Annotated in this window: 19 protein-coding genes; 7 read left to right on the top strand and 12 right to left on the bottom strand. The window is 69.0% G+C overall.

The genetic code is table 11. The annotated features are described in order from the left end of the window. Positions 1-369: 369 nt before the first annotated feature. The 3 genes from ACGFK0_RS25260 (at position 370) to ACGFK0_RS25250 (ending at position 3,547) form a co-directional block, all read left to right on the top strand. Positions 370-666 (top strand): hypothetical protein, encoded by a 297-nt coding sequence (locus ACGFK0_RS25260; RefSeq protein WP_392908829.1) that lies wholly within the window; start codon positions 370-372, stop codon positions 664-666. Positions 667-1,410: 744 nt separating this feature from the next. Further along, positions 1,411-3,228: a toxin glutamine deamidase domain-containing protein gene (locus tag ACGFK0_RS25255; RefSeq protein ID WP_392908827.1), complete on the top strand. Its 1,818-nt coding sequence runs from the start codon at positions 1,411-1,413 to the stop codon at positions 3,226-3,228. 25 nt (positions 3,229-3,253) lie between these two features. Then, the gene (locus tag ACGFK0_RS25250; protein WP_392908825.1) at positions 3,254-3,547 is read left to right on the top strand and encodes a hypothetical protein; all 294 of its coding nucleotides are present in this window, start codon (positions 3,254-3,256) and stop codon (positions 3,545-3,547) included. A gap of 169 nt (positions 3,548-3,716) precedes the next feature. Here ACGFK0_RS25250 and ACGFK0_RS25245 read toward each other — a convergent pair whose 3' ends face one another. The 3 genes from ACGFK0_RS25245 to ACGFK0_RS25235 form a co-directional block, all read right to left on the bottom strand. Beyond that, entirely contained in the window at positions 3,717-4,124 is a 408-nt protein-coding gene (locus ACGFK0_RS25245) for a HEPN domain-containing protein (protein WP_392908823.1), read from the bottom strand. Positions 4,125-4,252: 128 nt separating this feature from the next. Continuing rightward, positions 4,253-4,453, bottom strand: a complete 201-nt coding sequence (locus ACGFK0_RS25240) for a DUF397 domain-containing protein (RefSeq protein WP_392908820.1) — start codon at positions 4,451-4,453, stop codon at positions 4,253-4,255. 22 nt (positions 4,454-4,475) lie between these two features. Beyond that, positions 4,476-5,318 carry a helix-turn-helix domain-containing protein gene (locus tag ACGFK0_RS25235; RefSeq protein WP_392908818.1) on the bottom strand — a complete coding sequence of 281 codons (843 nt, stop codon included), beginning with the start codon at positions 5,316-5,318 and terminating at the stop codon, positions 4,476-4,478. Between the two features lie 125 nt (positions 5,319-5,443). Between ACGFK0_RS25235 and ACGFK0_RS25230 the strand changes: the two genes are divergently transcribed. The 3 genes from ACGFK0_RS25230 to ACGFK0_RS25220 all read left to right on the top strand — a co-directional run bounded on the left by ACGFK0_RS25230 (position 5,444) and on the right by ACGFK0_RS25220 (position 6,504). Then, a complete protein-coding gene (locus tag ACGFK0_RS25230) occupies positions 5,444-5,761 on the top strand; it encodes a hypothetical protein (RefSeq protein ID WP_392908816.1) in 318 nt (105 codons plus the stop codon). Further along, entirely contained in the window at positions 5,758-6,168 is a 411-nt protein-coding gene (locus ACGFK0_RS25225; protein WP_392908814.1) for an ATP-binding protein, read from the top strand. The genes ACGFK0_RS25230 and ACGFK0_RS25225 overlap by 4 nt, the downstream gene beginning before the upstream one ends. Positions 6,169-6,339: 171 nt before the next feature. Beyond that, a complete protein-coding gene (locus ACGFK0_RS25220) occupies positions 6,340-6,504 on the top strand; it encodes a hypothetical protein (protein WP_392908812.1) in 165 nt (54 codons plus the stop codon). Here the strand turns inward: ACGFK0_RS25220 and ACGFK0_RS25215 are convergent. From ACGFK0_RS25215 to ACGFK0_RS25180, 8 genes are read right to left on the bottom strand one after another with little or no spacing between them, the layout of a single operon-like run. Further along, positions 6,501-8,081: an AMP-binding protein gene (locus tag ACGFK0_RS25215; RefSeq protein ID WP_392908810.1), complete on the bottom strand. Its 1,581-nt coding sequence runs from the start codon at positions 8,079-8,081 to the stop codon at positions 6,501-6,503. The genes ACGFK0_RS25220 and ACGFK0_RS25215 overlap by 4 nt on opposite strands. Positions 8,082-8,089: 8 nt before the next feature. Beyond that, complete coding sequence (locus ACGFK0_RS25210; protein ID WP_392908808.1) at positions 8,090-8,221, bottom strand: hypothetical protein; 132 nt, start codon at positions 8,219-8,221, stop codon at positions 8,090-8,092. Then, complete coding sequence (locus tag ACGFK0_RS25205) at positions 8,218-9,705, bottom strand: FAD-dependent oxidoreductase (RefSeq protein WP_392908806.1); 1,488 nt, start codon at positions 9,703-9,705, stop codon at positions 8,218-8,220. Before ACGFK0_RS25205 ends, ACGFK0_RS25210 begins: the two co-directional genes overlap by 4 nt. 4 nt (positions 9,706-9,709) lie before the next feature. Beyond that, positions 9,710-10,618: a VOC family protein gene (locus ACGFK0_RS25200; RefSeq protein WP_392908804.1), complete on the bottom strand. Its 909-nt coding sequence runs from the start codon at positions 10,616-10,618 to the stop codon at positions 9,710-9,712. A 41-nt stretch (positions 10,619-10,659) separates the two neighbouring features. After that, positions 10,660-11,844, bottom strand: coding sequence for an acyl-CoA dehydrogenase family protein (locus tag ACGFK0_RS25195; RefSeq protein WP_392908801.1), 1,185 nt, complete (start codon positions 11,842-11,844; stop codon positions 10,660-10,662). A gap of 21 nt (positions 11,845-11,865) precedes the next feature. After that, a complete protein-coding gene (locus tag ACGFK0_RS25190) occupies positions 11,866-12,885 on the bottom strand; it encodes a 2Fe-2S iron-sulfur cluster-binding protein (protein ID WP_392908799.1) in 1,020 nt (339 codons plus the stop codon). Continuing rightward, positions 12,882-14,618: an FAD-binding protein gene (locus ACGFK0_RS25185; protein WP_392908797.1), complete on the bottom strand. Its 1,737-nt coding sequence runs from the start codon at positions 14,616-14,618 to the stop codon at positions 12,882-12,884. Before ACGFK0_RS25185 ends, ACGFK0_RS25190 begins: the two co-directional genes overlap by 4 nt. Next, on the bottom strand, positions 14,615-15,484 hold the full coding sequence (locus ACGFK0_RS25180; RefSeq protein WP_392908795.1) for an alpha/beta fold hydrolase: 870 nt from the start codon (positions 15,482-15,484) through the stop codon (positions 14,615-14,617). Before ACGFK0_RS25180 ends, ACGFK0_RS25185 begins: the two co-directional genes overlap by 4 nt. Positions 15,485-15,805: 321 nt before the next feature. On the opposite strand from ACGFK0_RS25180, the gene ACGFK0_RS25175 reads away from it, so the two are divergent. Next, positions 15,806-16,405: a flavin reductase family protein gene (locus ACGFK0_RS25175; RefSeq protein WP_392908793.1), complete on the top strand. Its 600-nt coding sequence runs from the start codon at positions 15,806-15,808 to the stop codon at positions 16,403-16,405. Between the two features lie 20 nt (positions 16,406-16,425). Here ACGFK0_RS25175 and ACGFK0_RS25170 read toward each other — a convergent pair whose 3' ends face one another. Further along, on the bottom strand, positions 16,426-17,331 hold the full coding sequence (locus tag ACGFK0_RS25170; protein WP_392908791.1) for an IclR family transcriptional regulator: 906 nt from the start codon (positions 17,329-17,331) through the stop codon (positions 16,426-16,428). Positions 17,332-17,365: the final 34 nt, after the last annotated feature.

Raw genomic sequence — 17,365 nt, 5'->3', positions numbered from 1 at the left:
ACAGTGGCCTGACCCGCCCCGACCCGGTCACCGTTCCCGACGACCATCACAGTCACCGCGCCCGCCGGCGCATCCCACCCCCGATCCGCACCCCCGGACAGGCCACGGACCTGCGCGTGGCAGACCCCGCACGCCCCGAAATGCCGCTCTGCCAAGCAGACCGGCTCTCATGACGAGATCGGAACCAACATGGATCACCGGAAATCACGCCGTGGATCCAGGCTGAGCACCTTGACGGACAGCCAACGCCTTCTCTGCGGGATGCTTCTCATTATTTCATCGCGGGACGCGAAACAGGCTATCTTAGGGTGGATCTTCCCGAACGTTTCCTTGAGCCTTGAGAGCCTGATTCCATTTGGAGGAAACAACATGGCAGTGACCTACGAGCAGGCACGCGAGATCGTCCGTAAGCATTTCGAGCCGGGATGGACCCATGGCACATTCTGCCTGGATGACCGCATGATCGTCGAAAACGACGAGTTCTATGTTTTCAACATTGGAGCACGCGAATTCATCCTGGACGGTGACGATTCGTACGCGATTTTGGGTGGGGTGTCCATCGTGTTCAAGGAAGACTGCAAGGTGGCATCGCGACCATCCTCTGTGATCGCCGTAGACCCCTCCATCCGGAGGAGGCCGAATCCGAACCCGACACTGAAACCGTGACCGCCGCGGAGGCGGGCGGTGGCGCGCATCTCGACCATGCGGCCGCGTCGCCCGTAGATGACGTACCTGACCTGAACAACGGCGGTCGAGCGGGACGGTGTGATCGCTGTGGAAGTCGGCCGGGTCATCGCATGCGCCGGATCCGCGCGTGTGTCTGGCCGCGGCACTGCGGCCTGGCACCGTGAACGAAGGTCCGCGAGCGAGGGGATATCGGCCAGGCGGGCTGGAGTGGTTCAAGGACGCTGGCGCCCTGGAGGGCGGCCGCCATGTACCCGGGCCAACGTGGGCGGAGCCATCGGTCAGGTGTCGCAGTCGCAGGCCAGGGGGCGCCGATACGCAGTTGGTCGTCAAGCTCGACTTTTCCCGGTTGGGCGCAGCATCCCCGGTCAGGGGAAAGGTTGCCACTGGTCGGCCGCACGCCGCCGGAACCGCCGCGGTGCATAAGATCCGACAATTGGGACATCTTCGTTTTCCTTGAATTGCGAGTTGTCAAACCGCTGCTCGTGCTGAATCAAGGGTCTCGATGAGACGAAGTCATGGTGTGACGGCCTCAGCGCGGACGAAGTCGTATGAACAGCGCCGCGTTCCTTGGGTGTGTACGTGCAAAGTTCGGACGTGCGCGATTTCATGGGGGCCGGTGTGGTCTTGGCGTCAGCCCCGCGCGTCAAGGCACACCCCGGCGAGCCGTCCGCACCCCACTGCCCTGATGGACGGTCCGCCTCCCCCGAGGAAAGGGACGCGGGCGTGGGCGTTGAAGATACCACCAAGACCGACACACGCACGGAGACGTCCGACAAGCCCACCTCGCAGGAGCGCCCCTCCGCCCCACCGCCCGACAACCCCGGCTCCCCCGGCCAGCCGTCCCGCCTGGAAAGCCTCCGCCGCGCCCGCGAGCAGCAAGAAGCCAGAGCGCAGCAGGCCCAGGAAAAGGACACCGGCAGCTCACCGCGCGAACAACGCGACGACGAAACCACCTCGGAACAGCCCGGCCGCGCCGCCGAGAATGCAGAGGCATCCGGTAGGCCCGGAGCCAAGGACAAGCAGCAGCGCCAGGACGAAGACCAGCGCGAGGACGACCCACGCATCCAAGACCAGGGCACCAGCGGCAGCCGCGAGACCGACACCGCTACACCCGGCGACCGCAACCGCGACCGGCCCCAAGCCCAACCCACCGAACCCCGAGCCGACACCCGCACCGACACCGCCGACAGGCCCGCCTCGCTTGAAGGACAGTGGACGCCGCCCCCTGACAGCCCCGGCTCCCCCGGCCAGCCATCCCGCCTGGAAAGCCTCGCCCGCGCACGCGAACAACAACAGGCCGCCGCCGCACAGTGGAATGGGCGCAGCGACACCGGCAGCCGTCCCACTGAGCAGCGCGTCAACGAGTCCGCCACACCGCAGCGCGAGAACGACGATGGGAAAGCGGAGCCGGCAGGCAACGCCGAAGGCGGCGGAGAGGGCCAGGACGCGGACGCACCGACAGACGATGCCAAGACCGAGGACGGACCCAAGCCCGACATCTCCGAGGCGCCACCCGTCCCTGACCACGCCCCCCAGCCGACGATTGAAACCACCGGCCAGCCCGCCGGCCCACAAGAAGCCCGTTCAGGCACAACGGGCGAGTTGGATCCCCAAAAGCGCACCACTGACCCACCGCGAACCGCTGAACAGGGCGCACAGATCACAGACGGGCTCGACAACGACGCTGCTCAACCCGGTCCCGAGCCAGCCGAGCAGCCCACCCCTCTCGCCGACGGCACCGACCAGGAGCGCGACGCAAGAGAACCTGGCCGCGGCGAGGAACGACGACCGGATCTGCATGATGAGCAGCCCGACACCCGCGACGGCGACATTCGAGACGGCGAACCAGGCAACCACCGGATCACCGACAACTTCCTGCCCTCACCGGAACCAACGGGAGAAGCCTACGGCGACAGCCCTGAAAGCACCGACCAGGCCACCGGCAGAACTGACGAAGAAACAGGGAGGGACGATGCCCGTGAGGGCGTAAGCGAGATCGCCTCTCAACGCGCTACCGGACGAGAACTCGCCGAAGCTGCCGAGAAGAAGATAAATATCGAAATCAACGAGACTTTGAATTTAGTAAACCCTAAATTCCAGCCAACCAAGTCCGCCTATTCCGAAAACTGTACCGGTGTCGTGCAGGCGAACGAGTTGCGGCGGCGAGGTTCCGAGGTGGAAGCCGGCCCATTGGAACGACCTCTACGAAAAGACGAAGGCGGTCCAGGAGGTCGACCTTTGCGCGATATCGAACAGGTCTGGGGTGGTAAGTTCACTCCTGGCACGAAGGACCAGATTGAGGATGCACTCAAAGAGCCAGGATCGCGCGGCATTGTGTACATTGCGTGGAACCACGGTGGCGCACATGTGTTCAACGCAGAGAACGTTGGGGGAAAAGTTCGTTTCGTCGACGGTCAACCGACACCTTCGGTGACCGATGCCGCTAACTATTTCACCTTGGGCCGGAACACGCACTATCTTAGGGTCGACAACCGTCCGACGCCGACCGACAGGGCGATTGAACGTTTCCTAGAGCCCTGATCAACCATATTTCCTTGGAGGAGACATGCCAGTAACTTACGAACAAGCCCGGGAGATCGTACGGCAGCACTTCGAGCCCGGATGGACAAATGGCACCTTCTGCCTGGACGATCGCATGATCGTAGAGAACGATGAGTTCTACGTTTTCAATATAGACGCTCGTGAATTCATCGTGGACGGCGATGTTTCATTCGCGACTGCGGGAGGGGTATCGATCGTCTTCAAGGAAGACGGCCGGGTAGAGTCCCGGCCGTCCGTCATGATTGCCACGGACCCGTCCATCCAGAGCAGGACTAATCCGAGCCCGACGCTGAAGTGACCTTGGCCTGTTCACATTTATGCCGACGCCCTGCCGTTCGAGGCCGCCGAGGTCCTTAAGGACGTCCACGCTCGGCCGCTCTGGTCGCTGCGTGATCAGCGAATGCCTAAATCCCCTGGCCGAGATTTACCTCACTTGACCGAGGAGGCACAACGGGCATGCACTTGACCTAGAACCGGGTCACCAATACTGACTTCTTGACACCGAGTCGCACTGCAACCCAGGCCCGGAGCAGCGTTACACCCTTGCGATAGTTCTCAACCTTCACCTCCGGCCCCACGATATCCCGATTTGCATGCTTGACCGAGTTGTAGGTGTCGGCAAAGTTTTGCACGAAGGTTGCGTGGTCGAAGTCGAGCGCGCCGGCAACCTCAAGAAGAAGATGATCGATGCGTTCCTTGACACTTTTCCTGTTTGCGTCTCTTTCTATCATTCCAGAGTCGATGAGCGCCTGATAGCCGATTGCTTCAATCGCTATTCCCAGCTGCGCAACATGGGCGTCGATTGTAGCCCCCTCAAGGTCCAGCAGTTGCACGAGAGGGTTGATGCCGCGACTGTACTTGTCGGCGAGATTCATCCAGCGCCCTGGCCCCCCGCATCGCCGTCGCGCACATCCCCGACCCGGCCCACCTGGCCGATTGATCTGAACCTCCCGGCTGCGGTGAGTTTGGCGCGGCGCCTCTCCTCGCGATCGGCCGTTGGCGCCTACCGGTCGTAACGACCAGCCTCCACCTCGGCGACGAAGGTGGTCCACGCCTCACGGGTGACAGCCAGGTGGCCTACCTCTGGGGCCTTGCTGTCCCTCACGCCAATGCCCGATCGAATGTCGGCGACCTCGACGCAGTTGCCGTTGCCGCCGCTCCGACTGCTCTTTCTCCACCTGGGCAACGCTGTGCCGTGCGCCATGCTCATCATGCTCCTTGCCTGGTTACAGAGCTTCCGCAGCCGCGGCGACCAGCGAGGCGGACGCCTTGGGGCTGAGCGCTCCGGCGCGAAGATGCGTACTTGCCACGTTATATCGGGCGACGTCCGCTTCCTCCTCCAGAAAAATATCCCCCGCGTGACTCTCGATGTACACGATGTCCGGACCGACCGCCTCACCGAAGTGCATGACGACAAAGGAACCGGTCATACCTGGATGGCCGCCCGCGTCGAAAGGGATCACTTGGAGATGCACGTTGGGAAGTTCAGTGATCTCCAGCAGGTGATTGAGCTGCTCTCGCATAACCTCACGTCCGCCCACGACACGACGGATCGCCGCCTCGTCCACGATCGCCCACAGCTTCAGCGGCTGCTCTTTGGTGAGCGCTGCCTGCCTCCGCATTCTCGTCTCGACACGGCTCTCGACGTCCTCTCGGGAGGACTCCGGAAGAGTGCTGGTGACCGCCGCTCGTGCGTAGCGTTCGGTTTGGAGGAGGCCAGGGATGAACAGGCACTCGTAGTTCAGCACCTCGCGGGCTTCGGACTCGAACTCGATGTAGGAGGCGTAGCGTTCTGGGAGGTCTGAGGCGATGGTGTGCAGCCAGCCGCGCGTCGCCGCCTGCTTGAGCAGGGTCCTCAGTTCGGAGCGCTTCGGCTCGGTCACCCGGTACGCGTCCAAGAGGCTCGTCAAGGTCCGTGCTTGGGGGCGGACGCGGGCGGTCTCGATCCGGTAGAGCGTGGCCACGTTGATGCCGGTCTGCTCGTTCACCTGCTCGCGGGTGAGTTCGGCGATCTTGCGTAGCTGGCGAAGCTCGGCCGCGAGGCGTCGAAGACGCACCGTCGGTGCCACTTCAACTCCCTTCCGTTGACGGCTTCGGGCGCAGCCGGTGCCTCTCAGCCACCCGGACGCGGCCCCGGGGCGGTGCTTGCACCACCGGCCCGGGGCCTTGACCCGACTGCAAAGGAGTCGGACCTATGTCGAACCTACCCAAGTGCTCGCCTCATGGTGGGCACCAGGAGTGGATGCCGGTGGCGCCGACGACGGCTCAGCGGCTGGAGTTGCTGGTCAGGCTGATGATGAGCCTGCGGAGCCTCAGGCGGGGGTCCGTGTTGTATCTGGACGGGCGGGCGGAGCCGGTTCTGGCGGTGCCGGTTCTGTCGCGGCGGCGGTCGTTGGCGGTGCTCGTCGTCCAGGACGGTGGCGGGTGGTCCTACCTGTGGGACGCCGTTCACCGGACACCGGCCGGGGCGGAGCGGGTCGCGGCCGAGCTGATCGCCGGGGTGGCGCGGTGATCGTCTGGGAAGCGGGACGCACCGAGCGCATGTGCTCGCCCGGTGTCCTCGACGTCCGGGAGGTTCGCGCGCGGGTCCGGAAGGCGCTGTGCGGATGCGCGGGCGGCTTCGACCTCGACGACGTGGACCTGATGGTCTGCGAGATCGCCACCAACGCCGTCCGGCACAGCGCCAGCGGCAGGCCCGGCGGCGGGGTGTGCGTCACCGTGCTGGTGGCGGCGGAACGACTCCGGGTGGAGATTCAGGACGACGGCGGCGCACGGGGCCGTCCGATGATCCCCGCGCAGGGCTCAGCCTGGGACGAATCCGGGCGCGGGCTCTTCCTGGTGCAGGAGTTGGCCGGACGCTGGGGCACCCTGTGCGGCGAGGACGGACGCCACACCGTGTGGTTCGAGGTCGTCCGATGACCGCTTTGCGTGCTCTGCGCGCTGCATGGGCGGCTCGACGGCATCGCGGGGCGGGCCGTCCAGCGGAGCATCCGGAGGCGGTGTTCCTCTTCGCCGCCGTCGGACCGGAGGCGCGCAGGGCGTTCGAGATGTTCCCCCGGCGAGGCGCGGGCGTGGCGGACGCTCGCGAAGATGGAGGCGGCGCGGTCGCGGGTCTGGCGGCGGCGCGGCCGGATATGGGACGCGGGCCTGTGCGCCGGGCGGGCCGAGGCGTACCGGGCGGCGGCCGTACAGCTCGAAGACGTGCTGATCGAGTCGCTCGGCCTGTGGGACGAGTACGAGCGCCAGGTCGGCTAGGGCGTCCGGAGTTCGTAGGTGCCGTTGTGGTGCTCGTAGAGGGCGTCTGTGGTGTTGCGGGCTTCGGCGCGTAGGGAGCGCTTAAGCACCTTGTTGGTGGGGGTGCGGGGCAACTCCTTCACTACGCGGATGTAGCGGGGCGTCCACTTGGTGCCCAGGTCTGGTTGGGCGGCCAGGAACGCGGTGAAGGACGCCGGGTCGAAGGCTTGGTCTGGGGCCAGGATCACGGCTGCCATTACCTGATCGCCTACGTGGTCGTCCGGGACGGCGTAGACCGCCACGTCCGAGAAGGGTTCGTAGCGGGCGAGGAGCCGTTCTACGGGGGCCGCGGCGATGTTCTCGCCGTCCACTCTCAGCCAGTCGTCGTCGCGGCCTGCGAAGTACCAGTAGCCGTCTGCGTCGCGGTAGGCGAGGTCGCCCGACCACGTCCAGCCGTTGCGGACGCGTTTCGCCGTGGCCTCGGGGTTGTTGTAGTAGCCCTCGAACTTGGCGGCGCCCATGGTGTCGACTATTTCGCCGATCGCTTCTTCCGCGTTGAGAAGTGCGCCGTGTTCGTCGAACTTGGCGGGTGGGCATTCGCGGAGGGTGGCCGGGTCGATGACCAGGGTGCCGGGTTCGGCGACGCCCAGGGAGCCCGGGGGTGTGCCCGGGACGCGGTTGAGGCGGATCTCGCCCTCGCTGGAGCCGTAGGAGTCGATGACGGTGCAGCCGAAACGGCGGGCGAACTCGTGGATGTCACGTTCGGCGGCCTCGTTGCCGAACGCGATGCGGAGCGGGTTGTCGGCGTCGTCCGGTTTCTCCGGGGTGGCCAGGATGTAGCTCAGCGGCTTGCCGACGTAGTTGAAGAACGTCACGCCGTGGCGGCGGACGTCCGGGAGGAAGCCGGAGGCGGAGAACCTGCCGCGCAGGACGATGCGGCCGCCCGTCGCGACGGCTGGGGCGATCCCGGCCATCAGGGCGTTCGAGTGGAACATCGGCATGACGACGTAGAACACGTCGTCGCAGGTCAGGGCGCGGCGGTCGCGTTGCTGGACGGCGATCCGGCCGAGCCTGCCCTGGGTGCAGATCACCGCCTTGGGGGCCGATGTCGTCCCCGAGGTGAAGACCAGAGAGAAGATCGTCCGGGGGCTGACCTGGGTAACGTCCGCCGGCCGGGTCGTTGCCAGGTGGTCGGTGTAGGCGGCGGTGTCGACCGTCAGCGCCGGGACGTCCACCAGGCCGTCGAGCTGCGATGCGCGGGACGCCTCGGTGACCAGGAGCGCGCAGTCGGTGTGGGTGATGTCGCGGGCCAGTTCGGCGCCGCGCCGGGTCGGGTTCAACTCGACGACCGGGACGCCGGTCAGCGCCGAGCCCAGCAGCCAGAACAGATGCTCGGGGCCGTTCTCCAGGAACAGGCCGACGTGGCCGTCCGCGGCGCGGGCCAGGGTCGCGCGGCGGCGGGCCTCGGTGACGACCTCGCGCCACGTCCAGGACGCGTCCTCGAAGTTCAGGGCCGTCCGGTCGTCGTCCGCGCGGGCCGCGACGAGTTCGGCGAACGTGACCTCGCGGGCGGGACGGTCGTCGTGCAGCGCGGGCATGGCACTCCCTAGGCGCGGTGGGGCCGGTTCATCCAGCCCTGGTCGAACCCGCAGGCCTCGGCGTGCTGGACGTACGCGCCGATCCACGCGGGATCGGCGGTGACGCCCGCCGCCACGGGGAGCAGGACGGCGTACTTCATGCAGAGCCCTTCTTGAGTGCGGCGGCGGCGCGTCCGGCGCGGCGGCCGAAGAACGTGCCGTCGCCGAGGGACGTCCCGCTGATGTAGCCCTCGCCGTGCATGCCGGCGGCGGCACGGCCGGCCGCGTACAGGCCGGGCACCGGGACACCCGAGTTGTTCAGGACCTCGCCGTCGGCGGTCGTGTGCAGCCCGCCGAGGGTGAACCCGCCCGCGCCGGTGCCCTTGCCGGTGCCGCCGGAGCCGAAGAACCCCGCGCCGGGGTCGATCGCCGCGAACGGGGACTTCAGCGGACGCAGCCACTTCGGGTCCTTGTGGAAGTAGGGGTCCTCGCCCTTCTCGGCGTGCCGGTTGTACGTCTCGACCGTGTTCTCCAGGGACCCGGCGGGCATGCCCAGCGACTCCTCCAGTTCGGCCAGCGTCTCGGTGGCGTACTTGGGGAGCACCCCCCACCGGTCGGCCTCGGGGACGGACTCGTACCCCTCCTCGTCGATGATCGTCCAGTAGGGGCCGGGCTGGTTCCGGATGGCGTGGACGCTGAAGTGGCCCGGGTAGACGTCCTCGTTGATGAAGCGGCGGCCCAGCCCGTCCACCAGCATCCCGCGGCACACCATCGCCGGCAGCGCGGTGAGCGCGATCTCGACCACGCCCATCCGGCGGGTGGCGGCGCCGATCGCGCTCGCCATCCGGATGCCGGAGCCGTCGTCGAGGCCGTCGCTGACCTTGTCGTGGCCGAGCAGCACCGGCGCGTGGTCGGCCAGCATCTCCTCGTTGTCGACGAACCCGCCGGTCGTGAGGACCACCGCCGTGCGGGCGCGGTAGGTGACCTGCCCGCCGTACTTGCGCGCCACCACGCCGGCGACGCGGCCGTCCTCGTCCAGGACGAGGTTCGCGGCGACGGTGTCGACGTGCGCGGCGGCTCCGGCCCCGGTCGCGGCGGCGGTCAGCTTGTCCATCAGGACCTTGCCGCCGAACCCGCTCGCCGCCGGACGGTGCCCGCGCGGGACGGGACGGGCCACGGTGTTGTACGGCCAGGAGTTCTCGCCCAGCCACATCAGCCCGTCCTCGGAGAACGGCATCCACACGGGCGCCGGGTAGAGGCTGGGGTTGAACGTGACGCCGCACTCGCGGAACCACTCGAAGTGCTCGACGCTTCCGTCGCAGTACAGCCGGAGCTTCCCGGTGTCGGCGTTGGGGCCGAGCGCCGCCTCCAGGTAGGCGTACATGTTGTCGGGGTCGTCGTCGAACCCGCACGCCTTCTGCACCTCGGTACCGCCGCCGAGGTACAGCTCACCGCCGGACTGCGCGGACGAGCCGCCGGGGCCGCTCGCCCGCTCCAGCACCAGGACGTCCGCCCCGGCGCGGGCGGCCTCGTACGCCGCCGCCGCGCCCGCGCAGCCGAAGCCGACGACGAGCACATCGCATTCGTGGTCGAACTCGCCGATGTCGCGCAGCGCGACCGGTTCGACCGGAGAACGTTGAGGCAAGGGATCACTTCCCGGGAGGGGTGAACGCGGCCAGCGGCTCGGAGCCCGACCAGTCGTGGCCCCAGTAGCTGTCCTTGGTGATCTCCTCGGCGGTGTAGTACGTCTCGTCCACGAGCAGGCCCTCGCAGCCGTACTCGACGTCCCAGCCGCCGGGCGCCCGGACGTAGAACGACACCATCTTGTCGTTGGTGTGCCGGCCGAGCGTCGAGGAGATCGAGAAGCCCTTCTCCTTGACGGTGTCCAGAGCGATGCCGACGGCGTCGAGGGAGTCGACCTCCACCATCAGGTGGACGAGGCCCGGGTCGCCGTCGTGCGGGGCCGGGCAGATCGCGAGACTGTGGTGGCGCTGATTGACGCCCATGAAACGGATCCGCACCGCGCCGCCGCCGACCTTCATCGCGCCGCGCGGCAGGAACCCGAGGACCTCGTTGTAGAACGTGACGGTCTCGGCGAAGTTCGGGGTGGGCAGCACCACGTGCCCCATGCCCATCGCGCCGGTCACGAACTTCTGCGCGAAACCGGTGCGGACGGGGCCGTGGTCGAGCACCGGGCCGAAGAACACCTCGACGGGGGTGCCGCCGGGGTCGGTGAACGCGATGACCTCCTCGGCGTCGCGCTCCGCGGCCTCCTTGCGCGTCAGCGCCGTCACGGCCGTCCCGGACTTCTCGACGGCCTCGCGGACGGCGGCCAGCGCGAACTGGTCGCGGACCTCCCAGCCCACGGCCAGCACCCGGTCGGAGTCGCCGGGCAGCACCTGCAGCCGCGACCGGCGCTCGTCCATGCGCAGGTAGAGGCCGTCCGGGTCGGGGCCGCCGCCCTCGGCGAACCCGAGCCCGTCGAGGGCGAACTCGCGCCAGCGGTCGATGTGCCGGGTCTGGACCTTCAGATATCCCAGCCCTCGGATCTGCGTCACTGTCGTAATCCCTTCGTATGCCGTCGAGCCGAGCTCGTCCTTCAGATCATGGAGCGCATCGGGCCCTGGGGGGGTTCGATGTCCAGGTCCGTCAGGGCGGAGACGTGGTAGACGGAGCCGGGGACGTGGATCGCGTGGGCCAGTCCGACGTGCGCGTCCCGCCAGAACCGCTGGATCGGGTTGTCGGTCCGCATCGCGTTCCCGCCGGACCGGACGACGATCTCGTTCATCGCCTGCACCGCCCGCCATGCCGCGCGGACCTGGGTGCGGCGGCCGGCGGCGCGCTCGGCGAACGTCGGGACCTGCCCGGCGGCGACCATGTCGTACATGCGGGAGCAGTTGTCCAGCAGCGCCGTGCGGGACGCCTTGATCTCCTCGGCCGCCTCGCTGATCGCGTACAGCACGTACGGGTCGTCCTTGATCTTCGTGCCGGTGATCTGGACGCGGTTGCGCTGGTAGGCCAGGTGGTGGTGCAGGGCGCCCTCGGCGATGCCGATCACCGCGGAGGTGATCCCGAGCGGGAACACGCAGGAGAACGGCATCAGGTAGGACGGGTTGGTCAGGCCGGCCTCGCGGGGCGCGGACCCGTCCACGACCTTCGAGTACTCCAGCGTCCGGTAGGCGGGGACGAACGCGTCCTTGACGATGATGTCCTTGCTGCCGGTGCCCTTCAGCCCGGCGACGTCCCAGGAGTCCTCGACGATCTGGTAGTCGGAGCGGGGCAGGATGAGGTGCAGCGACCGCGGCGGCAGCGCCATCTTGCCCTCCTCGTCGCCGAGCATCCCGCCGAGGAAGATCCAGTCGCAGTGGTCGGTGCCGGAGGAGAACTGCCAGCGGCCGTTGAAGACGTAGCCGCCGTCCACGGGGCGGGCGATGCCCATGGGCGCGTACGGGGACGCGATCCAGGTGTCGGGGTCCTCGCCCCAGATCTCCTCGCGGACCTTCGGGTCGGCGTAGGCCATCTCCCACGGGTGGACGCCGACGATGCCGGCGATCCAGCCGGTGGAGCCGTCGAGCGCGGCGATGCCCATCACCGTCTCGGCGAACTCCCGGGGGTGCACCTCCAGGCCGCCGTGCGCCTCCGGCTGCAGCAGCCGGATCACCCCGGCGTCGCGCAGTATCGTCGCGGCCTTGTCGTCGAGCCTGCCGAGGGCTTCGTTGGCGGGGCCGAGTTCGCGGATCTGGTCCGCCCGTTCCATGATCGTGTCAAGCACGCGGTTCGCCATCGCCTGTCTCCCGTGATGTCGTCAGCCGTCGTATGTGATCTTCAGCCGGTCGGTGACCGGCCTCGCCTGACAGGCGAGGATGAGTCCGTCGGCGAGATCCTGCTCGTCGAGGACCGTGTTGGCGTCCAGGGTGACCTCGCCCTCCAAGGCAATGCAGGCGCAGGCCGAGCAGTTGCCCTCCCGGCAGGAGAACGGGGCGTCGACGCCGGCGCGCAGCAGCGCGTCGAGAAGGCGTTCGGACTTCGGCCAGGGCACCGTCTGCGTCTCGCCGTCCATCTCGACCTCGATCTCGCCCGCCTCCCCGCCGTCGGCGATCTCCTCGGGCGCGTCGGGCTCCTCGAACGGGTCGCCGTCGAGTGAGAAGAAGCGCTCGACGTGGACCCGCATGCCGAGGCCGGTGAACGTGTCCGTGACGAGGTCCATGAAGACCTCCGGTCCGCACACGTACGCCTGCCGCCCGGCGTAGGGGGCGGCCAGGGACCGGAGGGCGGCGGGCGTCGGCAGGCCCTGCACCGACTCCAGCATGTGGACGACCGTGAGCCGGCCGGGGTGCCGTTCGGTGAGCTCCCGCAGCTCCTCCGCGAAGATCACCGATCGTTCGTCCCGGTTGGCGTACAGGAGGGTGACCGCCGCGTCCCCGCCCGCCAGGCACGACTTGAGGATCGACATGACCGGGGTGATGCCGCTGCCGCCGGCGACGAGCAGCAGGTCGTCGTCCAGCGAGGACGGCGTGAACGTGCCGGCGGGCCGCAGCACCTCCAGGACGTCGCCGGCCGTGACGTTGTCGCAGATCCAGTTGGACCCGAGACCGCCGCCGACCCGCTTGACCGTCACCTTCAGCCGGTCGTCGGTGACCGGCGAGCTGCACAGCGAGTAGCAGCGCGCCGCCCAGCCGTCCCCGGACGGGACCCGGACGGTGAGGAACTGCCCGGGCCGGTAGCCGAACCGGTCCCGGTCGCCGTCACCGGGTTCCAGGACGAGCGAGTGGGCGTCGGCCGTCTCGTGGACGACCTCCACCACCCGCACCTTGAGCCCCGTCATGACCGTCCCGCGGCCTTCCCGCCGGCGTTTCCGTCCGCGCTCGCGTCCGCGTCGGCGCTCGTTTCCGCGCTCGCGTCCGGGGCCGCCGCGGCGTGGCGGGCCGCGATGTAGCCGAACACCATGGACGGGCCGATCGTGGCGCCCGGCCCCGCGTACTCGTTGCCCATCACCGACGCCGACGAGTTGCCCGTCACGTACAGGCCCTCGATGACGGAGCCGTCCTCGCGCAGGACGCGGGCGTGCTCGTCGGACACGAGACCGCCCTTGGTGCCGAGGTCGCCGACCTCCAGCCGGAACGCGTAGTACGGCGCCGTGTCCAGCACGTCCATGTTCGGGTTCTTCAGGTTCGGGTCGCCGTAGTAGCGGTCGTAGGCGGAGTCGCCGCGGCCGAACTCGGGGTCCTTGCCGTCGCGGGCGTACCCGTTGAACGTCTCGACCGTCCCGGTGAGCGCGTCCGCCGGGACGCCGATCTTGCCGGCCAGTCCGGCGAGCGTGTCAGCCTTGAACACGATGCCCGCCTCGTAGAACCCCTTCGGGATCGGGGCGCCCGGCAGGATCTGCGCGAACGGATACCGGGCGCGGGCCTTGGCGTCCATCACGAACCACGCCGGGACGTGGCCGCCTTCGAGCTGGTCGTGGACGAAGTTGACGTACGGGGCCGCCTCGTTGGTGAACCGCGTCCCGTCCCCGGACACGATGACCTGCCGCGGGATGGCGCGCTCGGACACCAGCGGGATCGTCGCGCCGGCCGGGTGCCGGACGGCGGGCATCCACCAGGCGTCGTCCATCAGGTCGAGCGCCGCGCCGAGGCCCTCGCCGGCGCGGATGCCGTCGCCGGTGTTCTCGCGGGCGCCCATCGCGAAGTCCGCCTGCCCGCCCTCCGGCAGGTGCTTGTCGCGCATCTCCTGGTTGTGGTCGAAGCCGCCCGTCGCCAGGAGGACGCCCTTGCGGGCGCGGATCCGCATCGTCGTGCCGTCCCGCTGCGCGGCGACGATCCCGATGACGCGGCCGTCCTCGCCGGTGACGAGTTCGGTCATCGCGGTCTTCAGCCAGAGCGGGACTTCGGCGTCCTTCAGGGCCATCCGCAGCCGGGCGGCGAGCGCCCGCCCGCCCGTCGACATGTGGCGGCGGCGGATCACGTTGGACGACACGCGCCACGCCGCGACCAGCGACGCGCGCCGGCCGGTCCAGGTGCGCTTGGCCATCGCGAGGTCGTGGTAGTCCTTGGCCGTCACCCACAGGCCCAGCGGGCCCTTCATGTTGTTCGGCCGCTGGTACTTCTCGTCCTCGCCGAGCTTGCGGGTGTCGAACGGCTTGGCCTCGATGGACCGGCCGAGCGGACGGCCGCCCTCAAGTTCGGGGTGGTAGTCGGAGTAGCCCTTCGTCCAGAAGAACTTCATCCACTTGCTCTTGCCGATCAGCTCCATCGTGGCGGGGCCGTTGTCGACATAGGCGTCGAGGCGCTCCGCCGCGACGCGGCCCTGGGTGAGCAGGTCGAGGTAGCGGCGGATCGACTCGCGGCTGTCGTCATGGCCGCGCGCCTTGAGCGTCGGGTTGTTCGGGATCCAGATCCCGCCGCCGGACAGGCTGGTGGAACCGCCGAACTTCGAGCCCTTCTCGACGACGAGCGCGCTCATCCCCGCGTCGTGCGCGGCCAGCGCGGCGGTCATCCCGCCGCCGCCGCTGCCGACGATCACCAGGTCGTACTCGTGGTCCCACTCGGTGCCGCTCACGCGTCGTCCTTCCGGGTCAGGAACGCCAGCACGGCGCTCTCCCAGGCGGACTTCTGCTCGATCATCACCCAGTGCCCGCAGTTCGGGAAGATGTTCACCTGGACGTCGGGGATCGTGCGCATCGGCACGAGGACCATGTCGACGGGGCTGACCCGGTCGTCACGTCCCCAGGTGATGAGCGTCTCGGCCTTGAGCTTGTGCAGCATCGACCAGTACGGCGGCTCGTCAGACCGCGCCATCGCCTTCGCGCGGGCCGCCATCGCCTTCGACCCGTACATGCGGCGGGCGCTGGCGAGGGTGTCGGGGTCGGTGGCCTGCCGCCAGCGCTCCTCGATCATCTCCTCGGTGACCAGCCTCGGGTCGTAGACCATCGAGCGCAGCCACCGGATCAGGCCCTCGCGGGTCGGGTCGTCGGTGAACTCCATCAGCAGCTTGATGCCCTCGCCGGGCGACGGGCTGAAGATGCTCTGGCCGATCCCGCCGATGGTGACCAGGCGCCGGACGCGGTCCGGGTGCCTCAGGGCCGTCTGGGCGGCGATGATGCCGCCCATCGAGTTGCCGATCACGTCGACCCGGCCGAGGTCCAGCCCGTCCAGGAACCGGACGATCGCGCCGCCGGCCGCCATCATCGGGTGCTCGTCGGTCGGGTCGCTGACCCCGAATCCGGGGAACTCCAGGACCAGGCACCGGAAGTGCTCGGCGAACCGGGCGAGGTTGCCGCGGAAGTTCCGCCACCCGGTCACGCCGGGACCGGACCCGTGCAGCATCAGCAGGGGCGGCCCCTCGCCGGCCTCGTGATAGCGCAGGACGCCCTGGTCGGTGGCGAGTTCGCGCAGCGTCGACTCGTAGGTCAGCTCCGTGGGCATGATCTCCCAGTCCTTCGACGGTGGCTTGACGGGAACGTAATCCGCGCGGCGGCAAGGTCACCCGGTGGATCCCGATCAGCGGGACGCACGTCTCACCGCCCGCTCCGGGTGCCCGGTCGGGCGCCCGGTCGGGCGCCCGCTTCCACTCATCGGGATCGGCGCGCGCCGTCCCGTCCGGGCCATGCCTACGTTTCGGGCGGACCGGACCACTTGACCGGCGGTGGGTCCATGCCACTTAGTGGATTTTGTTCCTTGGACGTTTTGTTGAGTAAGACATTGATGACAGGGATTGTGTCCCGCACCGAGCCCCGAGGTGAACAGATGCCAGCCGAGCCAGCGCTCACCGCCGACACCGGACGCACGTCCGCCGACGCCGCCGCGCCCGACCCCGCGGACTTCCGCAAGGCGATGGCGGAGTTCGCCACGGGCGTCACCGTGGTCACCGCCCTCGACGGCGGCGAGCCGGTCGGCTTCGCGTGCCAGTCGTTCGCGTCGGTGTCGCTTGAGCCGCCGCTGATCCTGTTCTGCGCGGACAAACGGGGCCGGTCGTGGCCGCGGATCCGCGCGGCCGGCCGGTTCTGCGTGAACGTGCTCGGCGAGGAGCAGCGCGAGCTGTGCGAGCGCTTCGGGTCGAGCCGGGGCGCCAAGTTCGACGGCCTGGAGTGGGAGGCGTCCGAGTGGGGCACCCCGGCGCTGCCGGACGTCCTGCTGGCCGTCCACGCCGTCGTGCACGACATCCACGAGGCCGGCGACCACGAGATCGTGATCGGGCGGGTCCTCGCGGTCGACCGGCACGAGGCGCGCGACGGCGCCTGGCGGCGTCCGATGGTGTTCTTCCGCAGCCGGTTCGGCGTCGGCGAGCCCGACGCCCCGGTCGCCCCGGACCCGTGGGGCCTCGGCGACCGGTGGGGCTGGGGCTGATCCCATGCCGGGCGACCGGATCACATCCAGTCGCCGCGGCCGTCCACGGCGAGCAGCCGGTTCATCGTCTCCGGCGACCACGTCGTCTCCCGGCCCGCGCGGGCGGTGCCGCGCCGGGCACGTCCGCCGGTGCGCTCCCCGCGGGGGGACGAGCCGGGGAAGAGGATCTGCGACGTCTCGCGGGCGGCGGTGACCACCAGCGGCGCGACGTTCTCCAGCGGGGTGCGGATGTCACCGACGAGGGAGATCCCGGCGACCGGCCCCTCGGCGCCGCGGATCGCGACCGCCACGCAGGCGATGCCGGGGAACGACTCGCCGCGTTCGAACGCGAGGCCGCGGCGCTGCCGGACCCGGTGCAGCTCCTGGTGGAGGATGCCCAGCTCGCCGATGGTGCGGCTGGTGAACCGGCTGATGCCGGCGCCGAGCAGCGCGTCCACCTGCTCGGGCTCCAGCCACGCCAGCATCGCCTTGCCGAGCGCGGTGCAGTGCGCCGGGGCCCGTCCGCCGACCCGCGACGGGACGGACGCGGCGAGCCGCCCGCCGAGCTTGTCCAGGTAGAGGACCTCGGGGCCGTCCAGCACGGCCAGGTGCGCGACGAGCCCGGTGGTGACCTGCAGCTCGTGCAGCAGCGGCGCGGCGGCCTCGCGGATCTTGCCGTGCCCGCCGTCCTGCCCGCCGAGTCCGAGGGCGCGCCGGCCGAGCCCGTAGCCGAACGAGTGGTGCGCGAGCCAGCCCTGCCGGACGAGCTGGTCCAGGATGCGGTGCGCGGTGGACCGGGGCAGCCCGGTGCGGCGCGCGACGTCCTCCAGAGTCAGCCGGGCGGTCGGCCCGTTGAACGCGTCGAGGATCAGGGTCATCCGCTCGATCATCGACGGCGGCGAGTCGCCGCGGGCCGGAGCAGCCGCCTCCATCATCGCCTCGGTCATCGCGTCTCCCAGAACATGACTGAAATGAATTCTT

It is taken from the genome of Spirillospora sp. NPDC048823, from assembly GCF_043198445.1.
Taxonomy (GTDB): Bacteria; Actinomycetota; Actinomycetes; order Streptosporangiales; family Streptosporangiaceae; genus Spirillospora.
This window is presented reverse-complemented; position numbering and strand designations above follow the sequence as displayed.

What these genes read in the sequence shown, in the direction of transcription:
- ACGFK0_RS25260 (WP_392908829.1), top strand. Translation starts at nt 370, where the DNA reads ATGGCAGTGACCTACGAGCAGGCACGCGAGATCGTCCGTAAGCATTTC.
- ACGFK0_RS25250 (WP_392908825.1), top strand. Translation starts at nt 3,254, where the DNA reads ATGCCAGTAACTTACGAACAAGCCCGGGAGATCGTACGGCAGCACTTC.
- ACGFK0_RS25245 (WP_392908823.1), bottom strand. Translation starts at nt 4,124, where the DNA reads ATGAATCTCGCCGACAAGTACAGTCGCGGCATCAACCCTCTCGTGCAA.
- ACGFK0_RS25240 (WP_392908820.1), bottom strand. Translation starts at nt 4,453, where the DNA reads ATGGCGCACGGCACAGCGTTGCCCAGGTGGAGAAAGAGCAGTCGGAGC.
- ACGFK0_RS25230 (WP_392908816.1), top strand. Translation starts at nt 5,444, where the DNA reads ATGTCGAACCTACCCAAGTGCTCGCCTCATGGTGGGCACCAGGAGTGG.
- ACGFK0_RS25220 (WP_392908812.1), top strand. Translation starts at nt 6,340, where the DNA reads ATGGAGGCGGCGCGGTCGCGGGTCTGGCGGCGGCGCGGCCGGATATGG.
- ACGFK0_RS25215 (WP_392908810.1), bottom strand. Translation starts at nt 8,081, where the DNA reads ATGCCCGCGCTGCACGACGACCGTCCCGCCCGCGAGGTCACGTTCGCC.
- ACGFK0_RS25210 (WP_392908808.1), bottom strand. Translation starts at nt 8,221, where the DNA reads ATGAAGTACGCCGTCCTGCTCCCCGTGGCGGCGGGCGTCACCGCCGAT.
- ACGFK0_RS25195 (WP_392908801.1), bottom strand. Translation starts at nt 11,844, where the DNA reads ATGGCGAACCGCGTGCTTGACACGATCATGGAACGGGCGGACCAGATC.
- ACGFK0_RS25190 (WP_392908799.1), bottom strand. Translation starts at nt 12,885, where the DNA reads ATGACGGGGCTCAAGGTGCGGGTGGTGGAGGTCGTCCACGAGACGGCC.
- ACGFK0_RS25180 (WP_392908795.1), bottom strand. Translation starts at nt 15,484, where the DNA reads ATGCCCACGGAGCTGACCTACGAGTCGACGCTGCGCGAACTCGCCACC.
- ACGFK0_RS25175 (WP_392908793.1), top strand. Translation starts at nt 15,806, where the DNA reads ATGCCAGCCGAGCCAGCGCTCACCGCCGACACCGGACGCACGTCCGCC.
- ACGFK0_RS25170 (WP_392908791.1), bottom strand. Translation starts at nt 17,331, where the DNA reads ATGACCGAGGCGATGATGGAGGCGGCTGCTCCGGCCCGCGGCGACTCG.